This is a genomic window from Herbaspirillum sp. B65 (genome assembly GCF_000333555.1).
In the GTDB taxonomy this organism is placed as follows: Bacteria; Pseudomonadota; Gammaproteobacteria; order Burkholderiales; family Burkholderiaceae_D; genus Herbaspirillum; species Herbaspirillum rubrisubalbicans.
In genome coordinates, this window is record NZ_BADI01000615.1 from 1 (window position 1) to 16,085 (window position 16,085).

Genomic DNA, 16,085 nt, shown 5'->3' on the forward strand with positions numbered 1-16,085 from the left:
AGAAGCGCTGCATGAACGAAAGCCCAGCCGCTTTCCGCTGAGCCTGTCCTCGGTGGTCGACAAGAAAAAGACCGCCAACGCCGGACGGGATGCGCCTGGCCGCCCTCAGGCTACCACCCAGACGGCGGCCAAGAATGCCGCCCAGTCTTCGCAGCGGGCAGCCTTGAAGCCGGTGCAGCAGGGTCTGGCCCAGGCCTTGCGGCCGCCACCGGCACCGCCGCGGGCTCCGCTGGCGCCGGCCCAGCCCTTGTTGAGCGCTGCCCCCGTACCGCGTACCGCCGTCAAGAACGTCATGACGGTGACCCAGACCAATGCCTCCCATCATGCCTCGCCGCTGGCTTCCGAAGCGGTGCGCAAGGCCATGGTGGCGCGTGTGGCCAAGCAGGGCGTGACCGATGCCAAGGTGCTGGCGGCGCTGGAGGCAGTGCCGCGCCACATGTTTGTCGAGCCCGGGCTGGCCAGCCAAGCCTATATCGATGCCTCGCTTCCCATCGGCCACCATCAGACCATTTCCCAGCCCTATATCGTGGCGCGCATGATTGAGTTGATGCGCCAGAACCGCCACGGTGGCCGGCTGGAACGGGTATTGGAAATCGGCACCGGCTGCGGCTACCAGGCCGCCGTACTGTCGCGGGTGGCCGGCGAAGTCTATTCCATCGAGCGCATCAAGCCCCTGCATGAGTTGGCCAAGACCAATCTGCGTCCATTGCGGGTGGCAAATATCCGCTTGCATTACGGAGATGGTATGCTTGGCTTGCCGCAGTTGCGCCCTTCGATGGCATCATCCTGGCCGCGGCCGGACTGGAAGTGCCGCAGGCCCTGCTGGAGCAGTTGGCCATCGGCGGCAGGCTGGTGGCGCCGGTGGGCGAACGCCAGCAAGTACTGGAATTGATCGAGCGGGTCGGCCAGCGCGACTGGCGTCGTACTACCTTGGAACAATGTCATTTCGTGCCATTGCGGCCGGGGACGGTGTAGGGCAGCGTGACCGGGCGCGACAGCGTGAGATAGCAAGTGCAGCAACGCAATGAACAGCATGGGCGGATATCAGGTCCGCCAGGCATCATCGAAACAGGGAACGGGCGGCAACAAGCACAAGCAACCAAGCCGCGGGTCGATGAAACGAGCGGATGGGTAGCCATGGGGGCCGCATTTCCCTGATGAACTTCTGGCGCTGGCTGCGGGTCAACTAGCGTCGTACAAAATCTAACGTAAGAGCATGAAGAAAATTCGTTTGGCTGTATTGTGCAGTGTCGTCAGTTTGCTGGCCGCTTGCGGCTCGACACCGAATCAGCAGCCGGCGCCCGTCGTGGAGCGCACCACCAGCACCGTCAAGCCGGTCGACACTGCTGCCGCACCCGCTGCGCCGGTTCCCTCGGGACGCGGTTATTACACGGTCAAGAAGGGCGATACCCTGTATCGCATCGCCCTGGACGTCGGTCAGAACTGGCGCGACATCGTCGCCTGGAACAACCTGACCAATCCGAATGACATCAAGGTCGACCAGGTGTTGCGCGTCGCACCGCCAGATCGCGTGGGTCCGGCGCAGACTGCTGCGGTGGTGGCCACTCCAGGCGCAGGCCTGGACGTCAAGCCGCTGGGTGCCCCGGGTGCGGCGGCGCCGGCGGCCGCGCCGATGGCCTCGGGAAGCAACAAGACCGGTCCGCGTGGTGACAAGCGGGCCTATTCGGAAAGTGCCCTGGCGGAACTGGAAAAGCCGGAGGCAGCGGCAGCTCCGGCCCCTGCGGCCAAGTCAGAGCCATCCCATGCGGCGGAAAAGCCGGCAGCGGCCAGCCAACCGGCGGCTTCGGGCGAGGATGACGGCGTGTCCTGGATGTGGCCGGCCGAAGGCAAGGTGGTTGGTACCTTCGAGGGTGGCAAGAAGGGGGTGGATATCGCCGGCAAGGATGGTCAGGCTGTGTTGGCCGCTGCCAGCGGCAAGGTCATGTATGCCGGCAGTGGCATCCGTGGCTATGGCAATCTGGTGATCATCAAGCACACCAACAACTTGCTGTCGGCCTATGCCCACAACAAGACCATCCTGGTCAAGGAAGGTCAAAGTGTGACCAAGGGACAAAAGATCGCTGAAATGGGTAAATCCGACAGCGACAGCGTCAAGCTTCACTTCGAGATCCGTCAACAGGGCAAGCCCGTTGATCCTTCCAAATACTTACCACCACGCTAGCGTATGACAAGCAATCGCCGCGATCACTTGCCAGACCAGGACCCTCGCGAAGAGGATATGGACGATCCCATTGATGAGATCGATGAACCGGCAGTGATCGACGGCGAAGCGACCGGCGAACCCCAGGAGGTGGCGCCCGCCGAAGGGGTGGATGAACTCAAGAAGGTGCTGGCCGCCGAACTCTCCACCGATACCACCCAGCACTATCTCAACAAGATTGGCGCCAAGCCGCTGCTGACGGCGGCCGAAGAGCTGCATTTCGCTACCCAGGCCAAGGCCGGCGAATTCGTTGCGCGCCAGAAGATGATCGAGCACAACCTACGACTGGTGGTGTCGATCGCCAAGCACTACATCAATCGCGGCGTGGCCCTGCTGGACCTGATCGAGGAAGGCAACCTGGGGCTCATGCGCGCCATCGACAAGTTCGAGCCGGAGCGGGGTTTCCGCTTCTCCACCTACGCCACCTGGTGGATACGCCAGAGCATCGAGCGCGCCATCATGAACCAGGCGCGTACCGTGCGCCTGCCGGTCCATATGGTGCGCGAACTGAACCAGATCCTGCGCGCAAAATATCACCTTGAAGCCCAGCAACGTGACGGTCGCGACGCCAGTGCCGAGGATATCGCTCACCTGGTCGATCGCCCGGTGGAGGAGGTGCAGGATGTGTTGGCCTTGTCCGAACACGCGGCCTCGCTCGATACCCCGCTGGACAACGATCCTCAGGCCAGCTTGATGGATCTGCTGCCCAGCGCCGTGGAAGAACATCCCGACACCCGTGCCGAGAGCCAGGAGATGGCAGTGCTGATCCGGGAATGGCTGAAAAGCCTGTCCGAAAAGCAAAGGGTGGTGGTAGCCCGCCGTTTCGGGCTGGATAACGATGATCCATCGACACTGGAGCAACTGGCCGGCGAGATGGGTATCACCCGCGAGCGCGTGCGCCAGGTGCAGCAGGAGGCGCTGGTCAAGCTCAAACGCCTATTGGCCTCGCGTGGTGTGGGGCGCGACGCCCTATTCTAGCGACCTGCACAAACATTTCCGCGGATTTTTTTCGTCTGGGGTGGACCGGACGTGCTTCGTGCTTCCCTCTCGGTCCCGGATCGCGGACAATACCGCTTTTGTTTTCGGCAGTGGACCTCGGTCCCACCTGTGGTTTCCCTCATGCAACAAGACATCATCATTGAAATCAAGTCGCTCGACATGGATGGGCGCGGCGTCGGTCACCTCGAGAACGAGGATGGCACGCAAGGCAAGGTTATCTTCGTCGAAGGCGCGCTGCCCGGCGAGCGCGTCAGTTTCGCGTCCTATCGCAAGAAACCCAAGTGGGAAGCCGGTGTGATGACTACGCTGCATCACGAATCTTCACTGCGCGTGAAGCCAAAGTGTGATTATTTCGGCACCTGCGGCGGTTGCGCCATGCAGCACCTGGAGCCTTCGGCCCAGGTTGCCATGAAGCAGCGCGTGCTGGAAGACAATCTCTGGCACCTGGGCAAGACCAAGGCCGAGGTGATGTTGCGCCCGATCTATGGTCCCACCTGGGGTTATCGCTACCGCGCGCGCATCTCGGTGCGGCATGTGGCCAAGAAGGGCGGGGTGCTGGTCGGTTTCCACGAAAAGCGCTCTTCCTTCATTGCCGATATGAAGACTTGTGAAATTCTGCCGCCTAATGTGTCGGCCATGCTGGTGCCGTTGCGTGAACTGGTGGCCGCCTTGTCGATCCGTGACAGGATGCCGCAGATCGAGTTGGCCGTGGGCGAGGGCGATGATGGCAACAAGGTCACCGTGCTGGTCCTGCGCATCATGGAGGCGCTATCGCCTGCTGATGAAGCCTTGCTCAAGAGCTTCGCCGATGAGCGCGGGATCGAGTGGTGGTTGCAGACCAAGGGCCCCGATACCGCAGCCCCTTACTACCCGGCCGAATCGCGCCTGCAGTACACGCTGCCTGAATTCGGCATCCGTATGCCTTTCAAACCGACCGACTTCACCCAGGTCAATCACCAGATCAACCGCGTGTTGGTGGCGCGCGCGCTGCGGCTGCTGGATGTGCAGCCGCAAGACCGCGTGGCCGACCTGTTCTGTGGCCTGGGCAATTTCACCTTGCCCATCGCTACGCTGGCGCGGGAAGTCGTGGGAATCGAGGGGAGCACGGCCTTGACCGAGCGCGCGCTGGAAAATGCCAAGGTCAATGGCGTGGATGCCAAGACCAGCTTCTACTGCCGCAACCTGTTCGAAGCCAAGTCCGAGGATTTCGTGGCGCTGGGCAAGTTCGACCGCATGTTGATCGATCCGCCGCGCGAAGGCGCCATGGAAGTCTGCAAGGCCTTGGTGGAGCTGCCGCCCGAGCAGCAGCACCTCAAGCCCAGGCGCATCGTGTATGTCTCCTGCAATCCGGCCACCCTGGCGCGCGATGCCGGGATGTTGGTGCATCTGGGCGGCTATGCGCTCAAGTATGCGGGCGTGGTTAACATGTTCCCGCACACGGCGCACGTCGAATCGATCGCGGTGTTCGACTTGCCGCAGTGATCCGGCACGACCAGACGTGAAAAAGCCGGCTTGCGCCGGCTTTTTTGTTGCTCATGAAGCAATCGGACTTACATGTCAGATTTGCATCAGTCGCGGTTGCCGCCCAGGATGCCCAGGATGGACAGCAGGTTGGCGAAGACGTTGTAGACGTCCAGGTAGATCGACAGGGTCGCAGAGATGTAGTTGGTTTCGCCGCCGTTGACCACCTGTTGCACGTCAAACAAGATGTAGGCCGAGAAAATGGCGATGGCCACAACCGAAATGGTCAGTTGCAGTGCCGGCAGGTGAAGGAAAATGTTGGCCAGCGAAGCCACCAGAATCACCAGTACGCCTGCGAAGAGCCACTTGCCCATGCCGGAGAAGTCACGCTTGGAGACGGTGGCGATGGTGGCCATGCCGCAGAAGATGATGGCGGTGCCGCCAAAGGCCGTCATGATGAGGCCGGCGCCGTTGGAAAAGCCCAGCGTGTACTCGATCAGGCGCGACAGCATCAGCCCCATGAAGAAGGTGAAGCCCAGCAGGAAGGCCACGCCCCAGCCGGAATTCTTGGTCTTTTCGATGGCAAAGAAGAAGCCGAAGGCGATTGCCAGGAACAGCACGAAGCCGATCATTGGGCTGGCAGCGAAAAGGCTGAAATGCATCTGCACGCCAAGCCAGGCGCCCAGTACGGTGGGGACCATCGACAGCGCCAGCAGCCAGTAGGTGTTGCGCAGTACGCGGTTGCGGGAGGCCAGGCTCGTGGTCGAGTGGCCGAAGGTCGTGTCCAGTTGGTTCATATGTCCTCCGAAGCGATGAATGCGAGCCAGAGAATAGCACGACGGCTCATTGTTAAGACAAGTCTTCCCTCGCTATGGTTCGAGATGTGCGCTGATTATGTGAGGCTGGCACCGCGACCCGATTGGACCGCAGCTCGTCCGAATGAGGACGTGCGGCGTCAAAGGAGGTGAATTGAGATGATATTTGATGGTTTCATGCTAAAATACAAGGTTCATTGAATTATCAATTCTTGGCTTTAAGCCATTCTTTTTATTGGAGTTTTTCTCATGGCAATTGAACGCACCCTGTCGATCATCAAGCCTGACGCCGTCGCCAAGAACGTGATCGGTCAGATCTATACCCGTTTCGAAAACGCTGGCCTGAAGATCGTTGCTGCCCGCATGGCACAACTGTCCCGTGCTGAAGCGGAAGGCTTCTACGCCGTGCACCGCGAGCGTCCCTTCTTCAAGGATCTGGTCGACTTCATGGTTTCCGGCCCCGGTGATGATCCAGGTGCTGGAAGGCGAAGGCGCCATCCTGAAGAACCGCGACCTGATGGGCGCGACCGATCCGAAGAAGGCTGAAAAGGGCACCATCCGCGCCGACTTCGCCGACTCCATCGACGCCAACGCCGTGCACGGTTCGGACGCTGAAGAAACCGCCAAGGGCGAAATCGCCTACTTCTTCCCGGCACTGAACGTTTATTCGCGTTAATCTGTTCCCGTTTTTCATCGGTCTTCCGGATCGGGGCCGAAACCGGTGTTGCAATTCCTGCAGCGTCTTTCTGCCTCGCTCCCGACCGCAAGCATCATGACTACAGCTCTCACCAATCTGCTGGATATGGATCCCGCGCAACTCGTCGCCTATTGCGGCGAGTTGGGTGAGAAGCCGTTTCGTGCAAAGCAGTTACAGCGTTGGATACACCAGTTCGGTGTCGCTGATTTCGATCAGATGACCGATCTGGCCAAGTCGCTGCGCGACAAGCTGAAGACCCGCGCCGAAGTTCGCGCGCCGGCCATCATCAGCGACCATACCTCCACCGACGGCACGCGCAAGTGGCTGGTCGACGTGGGCCAGGGCAATGCGGTGGAAACCGTGTTCATCCCTGAAGAAAATCGCGGCACGTTGTGTGTTTCGACGCAGGCGGGCTGTGCCGTGAATTGCCGCTTCTGCTCGACCGGCAAGCAAGGCTTCAACCGCAATCTGACCGTGGCCGAGATCATTGGCCAACTGTGGATGGCGGAATTCGAATTACGCAAGACCAAGGGCATCGAGGCTGGCCCCAAGGGCGAGCGCCAGATCACCAACGTGGTGATGATGGGCATGGGCGAGCCGCTGCTCAACTTCGAGCCGACCGTGACCGCCTTGCGCCTGATGTTGGACGACAATGCCTACGGCCTGTCGCGCCGCCGCGTGACGCTGTCTACCAGCGGCGTGGTGCCGATGATCGACAAGCTGTCCCAGGAATGCCCGGTGGCCCTGGCCGTCTCGCTGCACGCCTCCAACGATGCGCTGCGCGATTCGCTCATCCCGCTGAACCGCAAGCATCCGCTGCGCGAGCTGATGCTGGCCTGCAAGCGCTATCTGGAATTCGCGCCGCGTGACTTCATTACTTTCGAGTACTGTATGCTCGATGGCGTCAATGACACCGATACTCACGCCCGTGAACTGGTGGCGCTGGTGAAGGAAGGTGAGACCGCCATCCCCTGCAAGTTCAACCTGATTCCCTTCAATCCTTTCCCCGAGTCGGGCTTGAAGCGATCTCATAATCCGCGCATCAAGGCGTTTGCGCAGATCCTGATGGATGCCGGCATCGTCACCACCATCCGCAAGACGCGCGGCGACGATATCGACGCCGCCTGTGGACAGTTGGCCGGCGAGGTCAAGGACCGCACCCGGGTGCAGGAGCGGATGCAGAAGATGGCTGAGTACCAGAGCAAGTTCGGCAAGGATTTTGGCCGCATCGTGGAGATCTCCGGGTGACGGCAAGCAGGTGTGATGCCTTTGCTGAACATGTCGCGCCGGCCTTGGTCGTCAAGGCGAGGAAGCTGGCAGCGGTTTTTAGAGAATGCAGTACAGGGGCGTCGATGTTGCGCTGGGGCGCAGTCATCGAACGTCCTTTTTGTGTTTTTGCTGAAGTTGTCGAATTTCCCCGGAGGGACGCGGCGCAGGCTGCGCAGGGACGCTCCAGAAGAATCCGGCCAGGGCCGGCTAAAAAAAGCTTTTCCATGTGGAGCATTTGATGAGTGATCAACAAATGAACGAAATGTCGTCGCAGCAACCGCAAGATGTAGGTCAACCGTCCCAGGCTGCCATCTTGCCCGGCGCCGTGCTGGCGTCGGCGCGGCAAAAGAAGGGTTGGTCGGTGGAGCAGGTGGCCAGCCTGGTGAAATTGGCCCCGCGCCAGATCCAGGCCATTGAGGCCGACAATTACGCGGCCTTGCCGGGCCTGGCGGTGGCGCGCGGATTCGTGCGCAGCTATGCCAAGGTGTTGGGCTTGGATGCCCATGCACTGGCAGCTGCCATGCCGCAGGAAACCGCGGTGCAGCAGCGCGATCACATCGTGCCCCAGCATTCGCTGTCCACGCCATTCTCGGAAGGTCCGCTGCCGGCCATGATGATGAGTACGCGCGGCAACAGCTCGGTGCTGCCCATCCTGGCAGGCGTGGCCGTGCTGGCCGTGGTCGCCGGGGCGGCCGCCGTGCGTTGGACCGAATTGGGGGGCAATGTGCCGCAACTGGCCTGGTTGAAGGCACACCACAGCGAAACCTCGACCGCACCGGAAACGACAGAGGTGACCCAAGGCGTGGAAGTCGCATCCAATGACACGCCAGTCAATGCCCGCGTAGAGACGATTACTCCGACCCCTGCTGAGGCATCCGCCACGCAGCCAGCCCCCGCGCCCGAAGCGCCGGCGCCGGTAGCGGCCCAGCCGGCACCGGCTGCCGCCCCAGCCGCCAGCGAGCCGGCATCGACGGCAAGCCCGGCAGCGGTAGCGCCGACTTCCCCGGCAGCATCGTCCACGCCCATGGCTTCCACTACGGTGCCTAGCGGGCTGAACATCGTCAACAGCAAGGATTTGCTGCGTCTGACCTTCCGTGAGGATTCGTGGGTGGAAATCCGTCGCGCCGACAAGAGCACGATCATCTCGCGCCTGTTGAAGGCGGGAACCACCGAGACCTTCGATGTCTCCGATGCCACGACGCTCATCATCGGCAATGCCGCCGGGGTGGATGCCACCCTGCGCGGTCAGCCGTTAGATCTGAAAACTCCGGGCGGCAGCAATGTTGCGCGCCTGAACCTGAACTGAAGCGACTGTCCATCATGTCTTCCTCCCCGATCGCCTCCGGGCCGCTGGCCCGCCGCAACAGCCGCCGCGTGGTCATCAGCCACGGGGCGCGCGAGATTATCGTTGGCGGCGGCGCACCGGTGATGGTGCAATCCATGACCAACACCGATACGGCTGATGCCATCGGGACGGCGATCCAGATCAAGGACCTGGCCCGCGCCGGCTCCGAAGTGGTGCGTCTGACCGTCAATACGCCCGAGGCGGCGGCAGCAGTGCCGGCCATTCGCGAGCAGCTCGACCGCATGGGCGTGGATGTGCCGCTGGTGGGCGATTTCCACTACAACGGCCACACGCTGTTGACCGAGTATCCGGAGTGCGCCCAGGCGCTCTCCAAGTACCGCATCAACCCCGGCAACGTGGGTAAGGGCGCCAAGCGCGATACCCAGTTCGCGCAGATGATCGAAGTGGCCTGCAAGTACGACAAGCCGGTGCGCATCGGCGTGAACTGGGGTAGCCTGGATCAAGCCCTGCTGGCGCGCATCATGGATGAGAATGCCGGTCGCGCCGAGCCATGGTCGGCCCAGGCGGTGATGTATGAAGCTTTGGTCACCTCGGCCATCGAGAATGCCCAACGCGCTGAAGAACTGGGCATGGCGGGCGACAAGATCATTCTGTCCTGCAAGGTCTCCGGCGTGCAGGACCTGATCGCGGTGTACCGTGAGCTGGCGCGTCGTTGCGATTACCCGCTGCACTTGGGCCTGACCGAGGCCGGCATGGGCAGCAAGGGCATCGTGGCCTCCACGGCGGCGCTGTCGGTGCTGCTGCAGGAAGGCATTGGTGACACCATCCGCATTTCGCTCACCCCTGAGCCGGGCGGCGACCGTACCAAGGAAGTGGTGGTCGGGCAGGAAATCCTGCAGACCATGGGCTTGCGCAAGTTCACCCCGATGGTGATCGCCTGTCCGGGTTGCGGTCGCACCACTTCCACTGTCTTCCAGGACCTGGCCGACAAGATCCAGACCTTCCTGCGCGAGCAGATGCCGGTGTGGAAGGGCAAGTATCCCGGCGTGGAAGCCATGAACGTGGCCGTGATGGGGTGCATTGTCAATGGTCCTGGTGAATCCAAGCACGCCAACATCGGCATCAGCCTGCCCGGTACCGGCGAGTCGCCGGCCGCGCCGGTGTTCATCGATGGCGAAAAGAAGATGACTCTACGTGGCGAGCGCATCGCCGAGGAATTCCAGAACGTGGTGCTGGAATACGTTCAATCGCATTACGGTCAGGGCAGCCATGCCTGATGGCCGTGTGGCCCGCCAAAGTAGGGCGTTGCGGGCCATGCAGTACACTTGCGCTGGTATATCGCACGAAAGGTGCGTCATATTCCAGATTTCAGAAATGAAGTAAAAGACAACACTCTCCGGTATTCGGTATGTCAGAACAAAAGAAAGTCGAAAAAATCGTTGGCGTCAAAGGCATGAATGACATCCTGCCGGCCGACGCCCCGCTGTGGGAACTGTTCGAAAACACCGTGCAATCGGTGCTCAAGAGCTACGGTTTCCAGCAGATCCGCACCCCCATCGTCGAGCCGACCGCGTTGTTCGCGCGCGGGCTGGGCGAGGTGACCGACATCGTCGAGAAGGAGATGTATTCCTTCACCGATTCCATGAACGGCGACAACCTGACCCTGCGTCCGGAAAACACCGCCGGCGTGGTGCGCGCAGCCCTCGAACACAACCTGACCTACGACGGCCCCAAGCGCCTGTGGTATGTCGGCCCGATGTTCCGCCACGAACGTCCGCAGCGCGGCCGTTACCGCCAGTTCCACCAGGTCGGTGCCGAAGCCGTGGGCTTCAGCGGCCCGGACATCGATGCTGAACTGATCATGATGTGCCAGCGCCTGTGGGATGACCTGGGCCTGTCCGACATCCGCCTGGAACTGAACTCCATCGGCAATGCGGAAGAGCGCAACAAGCACCGCGCCGACCTGATTGCCTACTTCGAGCAGCACAAGGAGCTGCTGGACACCGACGCCCAGCGCCGCCTGCACGCCAACCCGCTGCGCATCCTCGATACGAAGAATCCTTCCATGCAGGAGATGGTGAACGCCGCTCCCAAGCTGCTGGATTACCTGGGTGAAGAATCGCGCGCGCACTTCGAAGGCGTGCAGAAGATCCTGCGCCACAACAACATTCCCTTCACCATCAACCCGCGCCTGGTGCGTGGCATGGACTACTACAACCGCACCGTGTTCGAGTGGGTCACCGACCAGCTCGGCTCGCAGGGCACGGTCTGCGGTGGTGGTCGCTACGATCCGCTCATCGAGATGTTCGGCGGCAAGCCGACTCCGGCCTGCGGTTTCGCCATGGGCGTGGAGCGCCTGCTGGAGCTGATGAAGGCCAATGGCGAGCAGTACGCGCCCAACCAGTGCGACGTCTACCTGGTCCACCAGGGCGAGGATGCCCAACTGCAATCTTTCGTCCTGGCTGAACGTTTGCGGACTGCCGGGCTCGATGTTGTGCTACATTGCGCATCGTCGAATGGCGGTGGTTCGTTCAAGGCGCAGATGAAACGCGCCGACGCCAGTGGTGCTGCCTTCGCCGTGATCATCGGTGAGGATGAACTCAAGGCCGCCACCGCCACCGTCAAGCATCTGCGCGAAGGCAACGCCGAAGAAGGCCGCGCCAACCAGAGCAACATGGCCTTCGATGGTGTGGTCGACTATATCGTGGAGCAGATCGTGGGCGATCACGACCATGATCATGACCACGATCACGTGCACTACCACCCCTGAAGACCCGTCAACTTTACCTAATCGCTGAGTTACATGGCATACGATCTCGAAGAACAAGAACAGCTTGATTCCATCAAGGCCTGGTGGGCAAAGTACGGCAACCTGGTGACCTGGGCCCTGATCATCGCCCTGGCCGGTTACGCTGCCTGGACCGGCTGGAACACCTACCAGGGCCGCCAGTCGGCGCAAGCCTCGGTACTCTACGAAGAGCAGCAGAAGGCCCTGGCCGCCAAGGACAATGCCAAGGTGCAGCGCGCTGCCACCGACATCCAGGACAAGTTCAGCGGCACCGCCTACGCCGAGATGAGCGCGCTGGTGGCGGCCAAGTCGGCCTTCGATGCCAACGACAACGAGACTGCCAAGAAGCAGTTGCAATGGGTGATCGACCATGGTCGTGGCAAGGAATACAAGGCCATCGCCGCCGTACGCCTGGCCGGTGTATTGCTCGACACCAAGTCCTATGACGAAGCGTTGAAGGTCTTGGCTGGTGACTATCCAGCCCAGTTCGCCGGCGCTATCGCCGACCGCAAGGGCGACGTCCTGCTGGCGCAGGGCAAGCGTGATGAAGCCCGTACCGCCTACAAGCTGGCGCTGGAAAAGAGCGATGCCAAGGATCCGGGTCGTCAGCTCATCCAGATCAAGCTGGACGCCATCGGCGGCGAAGCACCCAAGGCCTGAGCTTCTATTGAGCTATTGAGCTACTGAACTTCCGGGACCCAGGTCCGCTGCGGCGGACCGCCTGCCCGACGGGTTGCCCACGCAGCCCAGCCATTGAACCGCAATCCCAGTGCGAATCCATCCATCGCTGAGAGGAAACAGAATATGCGTAGTGTGACAGCCACTGCTGCCCAGGCAACATCCTTTGCTCGTTCCCGCCGCGCCGGCAAGCTGGCGCTGAACATGGCCGCCATTGCCGCCGTGGTCGCCCTGTCCGGTTGCTCGCTGTTCTCCAGCAAGAAGGATCCCAATCCGCCGGCACCGCTGGTCGAATTCACCCAGAAGATGCGCGCCCAGGCCGCCTGGACAGTGGCCGTCGGCAAGGCCGGCAGCTACCAGTTCAGCCCGGCCTTTGCCTCCGGCAGCGTCTTCGCCGCCGCCAACGATGGCACCGTGGTGCGCATCAATGCCCAGAACGGCCAGACCCTGTGGCGCAGCCGCGCCGAGGGTGACCTGACGGCCGGCGTCGGTACCGATGGCAGCACGGTCGTGGTGGTGGGCGAGAAGGGCCGTATCCAGGCTTTCGATGCCGCTTCCGGCAAGCCGACCTGGACTGCCCAGGCGCCCAGCGAAGTGCTGTCGGCACCGGCCGTGGGTGAAGGCTTGGTGGTCATTCGCAGCATCGACAACCGCGTCACCGCCTATGACGCCGACAGCGGCAGCCAGCGCTGGATGGTCCAGCGCAACCTGCCTTCGCTGACCCTGCGCAATGCGCCGGGCATCGCCATCGGCGTGCAGACCGCCTTCGTGGCCCTGCCGGGTGGTCGTCTGTCGGCCCTGGCACTGAACAATGGCGGCCCGCGCTGGGAAATCCCGGTCGGTGACCCGCGCGGCACTACCGAGCTGGAGCGCATCTCCGACGTGTCGGGGATGCCGGCCCTGGGCGCGAGCGACATCTGCGCGGCTTCCTACCAGGGGCGTATCGGTTGCTTTGACTTGCTCAATGGCAATGTGCGCTGGCTCAAGGAGTTTTCCAGCGATGTCGGCGTCAATCTGGATGATGCCTACGTCTATGCTGCCGATGTCGGCGGTACCGTCACCGAGTTTGCGCGTGACACCGGCGCTGTCATCTGGCGCAACGACCGTCTGAAGAATCGCGTGCTGTCGGCCCCGATTGCCATCGGCAAGGCAGTGGCCGTGGGCGACTTCCAGGGTTATATTCACTTCCTGTCGCGTGAAGATGGTGCCTTCGTGGCCCGTCTGGCCACCGATGGCAGTGCCATCCAGGCGCCGCCGGTCTCGACCGGATCGTCTGTCGTTTTCCAAACCAAATCAGGAACCGTGGTCGCCGTCGCTGCTGAGTAAGCCAGTGACGAACGACCCCCAAGAAAAGAAATGAAACCGGTAATTGCACTTGTAGGCCGTCCCAACGTCGGCAAATCGACGTTGTTCAACAGGCTCACCCGCAGCCGCGATGCGCTGGTGGCGGACCTGCCCGGCCTGACGCGCGATCGTCACTACGGCGAAGGCCGGGTCGGCGAACGTCCGTTCCTGGTGATCGATACCGGTGGCTTCGAACCCGTGGCCAAGGACGGGATCATGTATGAGATGGCCAAGCAGACCAAGCAGGCAGTGGTCGAGGCCGATATTGTGGTGTTCATCGTCGATGGCCGCCAGGGATTGACGCCGCACGACAAGACCATCACCGACTTCCTGCGCAAGTGCGGTCGTTCCGTGCTGCTGGTGGTCAACAAGTCCGAAGGCATGAAGTACACCTCGGTCACCGCCGACTTCTACGAGCTGGGCATGGGCGATCCCTACGTGATCTCCGCCGCCCACGGCGATGGCGTGGCCGATCTGGTGCAGGAAGCGCTGGACATGGTCGAGGCCGAACGTGCCCAGGAGCCCGAGCCGGAAGAGCCGGCCGTGCGCGGTACCAAGATTGCCATCGTCGGTCGTCCCAACGTGGGCAAGTCGACCCTGGTCAATACTTTGCTGGGCGAAGAGCGCGTGATCGCCTTCGACATGCCCGGCACCACGCGCGACTCGATTGAAATTCCGTTCGAGCGCGAAGGCCGCCATTACACCCTGATCGATACCGCCGGCATCCGCCGTCGCGGCAAGGTATTCGAGGCCATCGAGAAGTTTTCCGTGGTCAAGACCCTGAAATCGATTTCAGATGCTAACGTCGTGCTGCTGCTGCTGGATGCCCAGCAGGATATTTCCGAGCAGGATGCCCACATCGCCGGTTTCGTGCTGGAGTCGGGCAGGGCGCTGGTGGTGGGTGTGAACAAATGGGATGGCATGGAAAGCGACCAGCGCAACCAGATCAAGATGGATCTGGAGCGCAAACTGAATTTCCTTTCCTTCGCCAAGTTCCACTTTATCTCCGCCCTGAAGTCCACCGGCATCGGCCCGTTGATGAAGTCCATCGACTCGGCCTACGCTGCCGCCATGGCCAAGCTGAGCACGCCGCGCCTGACGCGGGCGCTGGAAGAGGCGCTGGAGCATCAGCAGCCGCGCCGCAAGGGTTCGATTCGTCCCAAGCTGCGCTATGCGCACCAGGGCGGCCAGAATCCGCCGGTGGTGGTGATCCACGGCAATGCCCTGGAAGCCATCGACGACAACTACAAGCGCTATCTGGAAAAGCACTTCCGGGAAACTTTCTCCCTGGTGGGCACTCCACTGCGTATCGAGTTCAAGTCGGGCAAGAATCCTTTCATCCGGCAGGAAAAATAATCGTAAATCCTGCTATTCGATCAATGTTTTTTGGCGTTGGAGCGAAAATCGTTTAAATTGAATAGCATAAAGTTGGTAAAGCACTTGATATTCCTTGAAGTGCCTCCAAGTCCTAATCACAACAACACCGTGGAGCTGCCATGAGCAACAAAGGGCAATTGTTACAAGACCCATTCCTGAACGCATTGAGAAAAGAGCACGTTCCCGTCTCTATCTATCTGGTCAACGGCATCAAGCTGCAAGGCCATGTGGAATCTTTCGATCAATACGTGGTCCTGCTGCGTAACACCGTTACGCAAATGGTTTACAAACACGCCATCTCTACCGTCGTGCCTGCACGTGCGGTCAACCTCAGTCTCGAATCCTCGTCCGACGAATAATGGTCTACCTGGCCGGCTTGACGCCGTGGGCATTCTGACATGCGTGCCGCGTTAGTCGGCCTGGACTTCGGCAAGAACGATTTCGCCGCAAGTCTGGATGAGCTCTTCCTGTTGGCAAAATCGGCTGGTGCGGAACCGGTGATCACCATCACCGGTCGTCGTGCCAGTCCTGATGCCGCTCTCTTCGTTGGTACCGGCAAGGCACAGGAAGTCGCCGATGCCGTTGCCGATCTCCAGCTCGAACTGGTCATTTTCAATCACGCCCTTTCGCCGGCCCAGCAACGTAACCTGGAGCGGGTGCTGAAGGTGCGCGTGCTCGACCGTACCAGCCTGATCCTCGATATCTTCGCGCAACGCGCCAAGAGCCACGAGGGCAAGGTGCAAGTCGAACTGGCCCAGTTGCAGCACTTGTCGACTCGCCTCATCCGCGGCTGGACGCACTTGGAGCGCCAGAAGGGTGGTATCGGCCTGCGCGGTCCCGGTGAAACCCAGCTCGAAACCGACCGTCGCCTGCTGGGCGAGCGCGTCAAGGCACTGCGCGCAGTGCTGGCCAAGCTGCGCCGGCAACATGCCACGCAGCGCCGTGCGCGGGGGCGCAACGAGACCTTCTCGGTCTCGCTGGTGGGGTATACCAACGCCGGCAAGTCAACCATCTTCAACGCGCTGGCCAAGGCCGGCGTGTATGCCGCCAACCAGCTCTTTGCCACGCTGGATACCACCTCGCGGCGGGTCTACCTGGGCGAAGTGGGGCATGTGGGATCTCGATACGTC

At 61.5% G+C, this 16,085-nt stretch carries 13 protein-coding genes and 2 pseudogenes; 14 read left to right on the forward strand and 1 reads right to left on the reverse strand.

Going from position 1 to position 16,085, the window contains the following annotated elements; all coding sequences use genetic code 11:
- The first annotated feature begins 7 nt into the window (after window positions 1-7).
- The 4 genes and pseudogenes from I5W_RS14475 (at window position 8) to rlmD (ending at window position 4,702) form a co-directional block, all read left to right on the forward strand.
- Window positions 8-975: pseudogene (locus I5W_RS14475) on the forward strand (protein-L-isoaspartate(D-aspartate) O-methyltransferase).
- A 241-nt stretch (window positions 976-1,216) separates the two neighbouring features.
- Window positions 1,217-2,182 carry a peptidoglycan DD-metalloendopeptidase family protein gene (locus I5W_RS14480; RefSeq protein ID WP_017451800.1) on the forward strand — a complete coding sequence of 322 codons (966 nt, stop codon included), beginning with the start codon at window positions 1,217-1,219 and terminating at the stop codon, window positions 2,180-2,182.
- Between the two features lie 3 nt (window positions 2,183-2,185).
- Complete coding sequence (gene rpoS / locus I5W_RS14485; RefSeq protein ID WP_017451801.1) at window positions 2,186-3,199, forward strand: RNA polymerase sigma factor RpoS; 1,014 nt, start codon at window positions 2,186-2,188, stop codon at window positions 3,197-3,199.
- Between the two features lie 141 nt (window positions 3,200-3,340).
- Window positions 3,341-4,702, forward strand: a complete 1,362-nt coding sequence (gene rlmD, locus I5W_RS14490) for a 23S rRNA (uracil(1939)-C(5))-methyltransferase RlmD (protein WP_044529754.1) — start codon at window positions 3,341-3,343, stop codon at window positions 4,700-4,702.
- Between the two features lie 86 nt (window positions 4,703-4,788).
- Here the strand turns inward: rlmD and I5W_RS14495 are convergent, their stop codons facing one another.
- Complete coding sequence (locus tag I5W_RS14495; protein ID WP_017451803.1) at window positions 4,789-5,478, reverse strand: Bax inhibitor-1/YccA family protein; 690 nt, start codon at window positions 5,476-5,478, stop codon at window positions 4,789-4,791.
- Window positions 5,479-5,745: 267 nt separating this feature from the next.
- Here I5W_RS14495 and ndk point away from each other — a divergent pair.
- The 10 genes and pseudogenes from ndk to hflX form a co-directional block, all read left to right on the forward strand.
- Window positions 5,746-6,172 (forward strand): annotated as a pseudogene (gene ndk / locus I5W_RS14500) (nucleoside-diphosphate kinase).
- Window positions 6,173-6,268: 96 nt separating this feature from the next.
- Window positions 6,269-7,441, forward strand: a complete 1,173-nt coding sequence (gene rlmN, locus I5W_RS14505) for a 23S rRNA (adenine(2503)-C(2))-methyltransferase RlmN (protein ID WP_017451805.1) — start codon at window positions 6,269-6,271, stop codon at window positions 7,439-7,441.
- Between the two features lie 259 nt (window positions 7,442-7,700).
- Complete coding sequence (locus tag I5W_RS14510) at window positions 7,701-8,768, forward strand: helix-turn-helix domain-containing protein (protein ID WP_044529755.1); 1,068 nt, start codon at window positions 7,701-7,703, stop codon at window positions 8,766-8,768.
- 14 nt (window positions 8,769-8,782) lie between these two features.
- Complete coding sequence (gene ispG, locus I5W_RS14515; protein WP_044529756.1) at window positions 8,783-10,045, forward strand: flavodoxin-dependent (E)-4-hydroxy-3-methylbut-2-enyl-diphosphate synthase; 1,263 nt, start codon at window positions 8,783-8,785, stop codon at window positions 10,043-10,045.
- 131 nt (window positions 10,046-10,176) lie between these two features.
- Window positions 10,177-11,538, forward strand: a complete 1,362-nt coding sequence (gene hisS, locus I5W_RS14520) for a histidine--tRNA ligase (RefSeq protein ID WP_017451808.1) — start codon at window positions 10,177-10,179, stop codon at window positions 11,536-11,538.
- A 33-nt stretch (window positions 11,539-11,571) separates the two neighbouring features.
- Entirely contained in the window at window positions 11,572-12,216 is a 645-nt protein-coding gene (locus I5W_RS14525; RefSeq protein WP_017451809.1) for a YfgM family protein, read from the forward strand.
- A gap of 144 nt (window positions 12,217-12,360) precedes the next feature.
- Window positions 12,361-13,560, forward strand: coding sequence for an outer membrane protein assembly factor BamB (gene bamB / locus I5W_RS14530; RefSeq protein WP_044529757.1), 1,200 nt, complete (start codon window positions 12,361-12,363; stop codon window positions 13,558-13,560).
- A gap of 30 nt (window positions 13,561-13,590) precedes the next feature.
- Window positions 13,591-14,934: a ribosome biogenesis GTPase Der gene (gene der, locus I5W_RS14535; protein ID WP_017451811.1), complete on the forward strand. Its 1,344-nt coding sequence runs from the start codon at window positions 13,591-13,593 to the stop codon at window positions 14,932-14,934.
- Window positions 14,935-15,074: 140 nt separating this feature from the next.
- Window positions 15,075-15,314 carry an RNA chaperone Hfq gene (gene hfq / locus I5W_RS14540; protein WP_006463311.1) on the forward strand — a complete coding sequence of 80 codons (240 nt, stop codon included), beginning with the start codon at window positions 15,075-15,077 and terminating at the stop codon, window positions 15,312-15,314.
- A gap of 39 nt (window positions 15,315-15,353) precedes the next feature.
- On the forward strand, window positions 15,354-16,085 hold a 732-nt coding region (gene hflX, locus I5W_RS14545; protein ID WP_044529758.1), incomplete at its 3' end, for a GTPase HflX.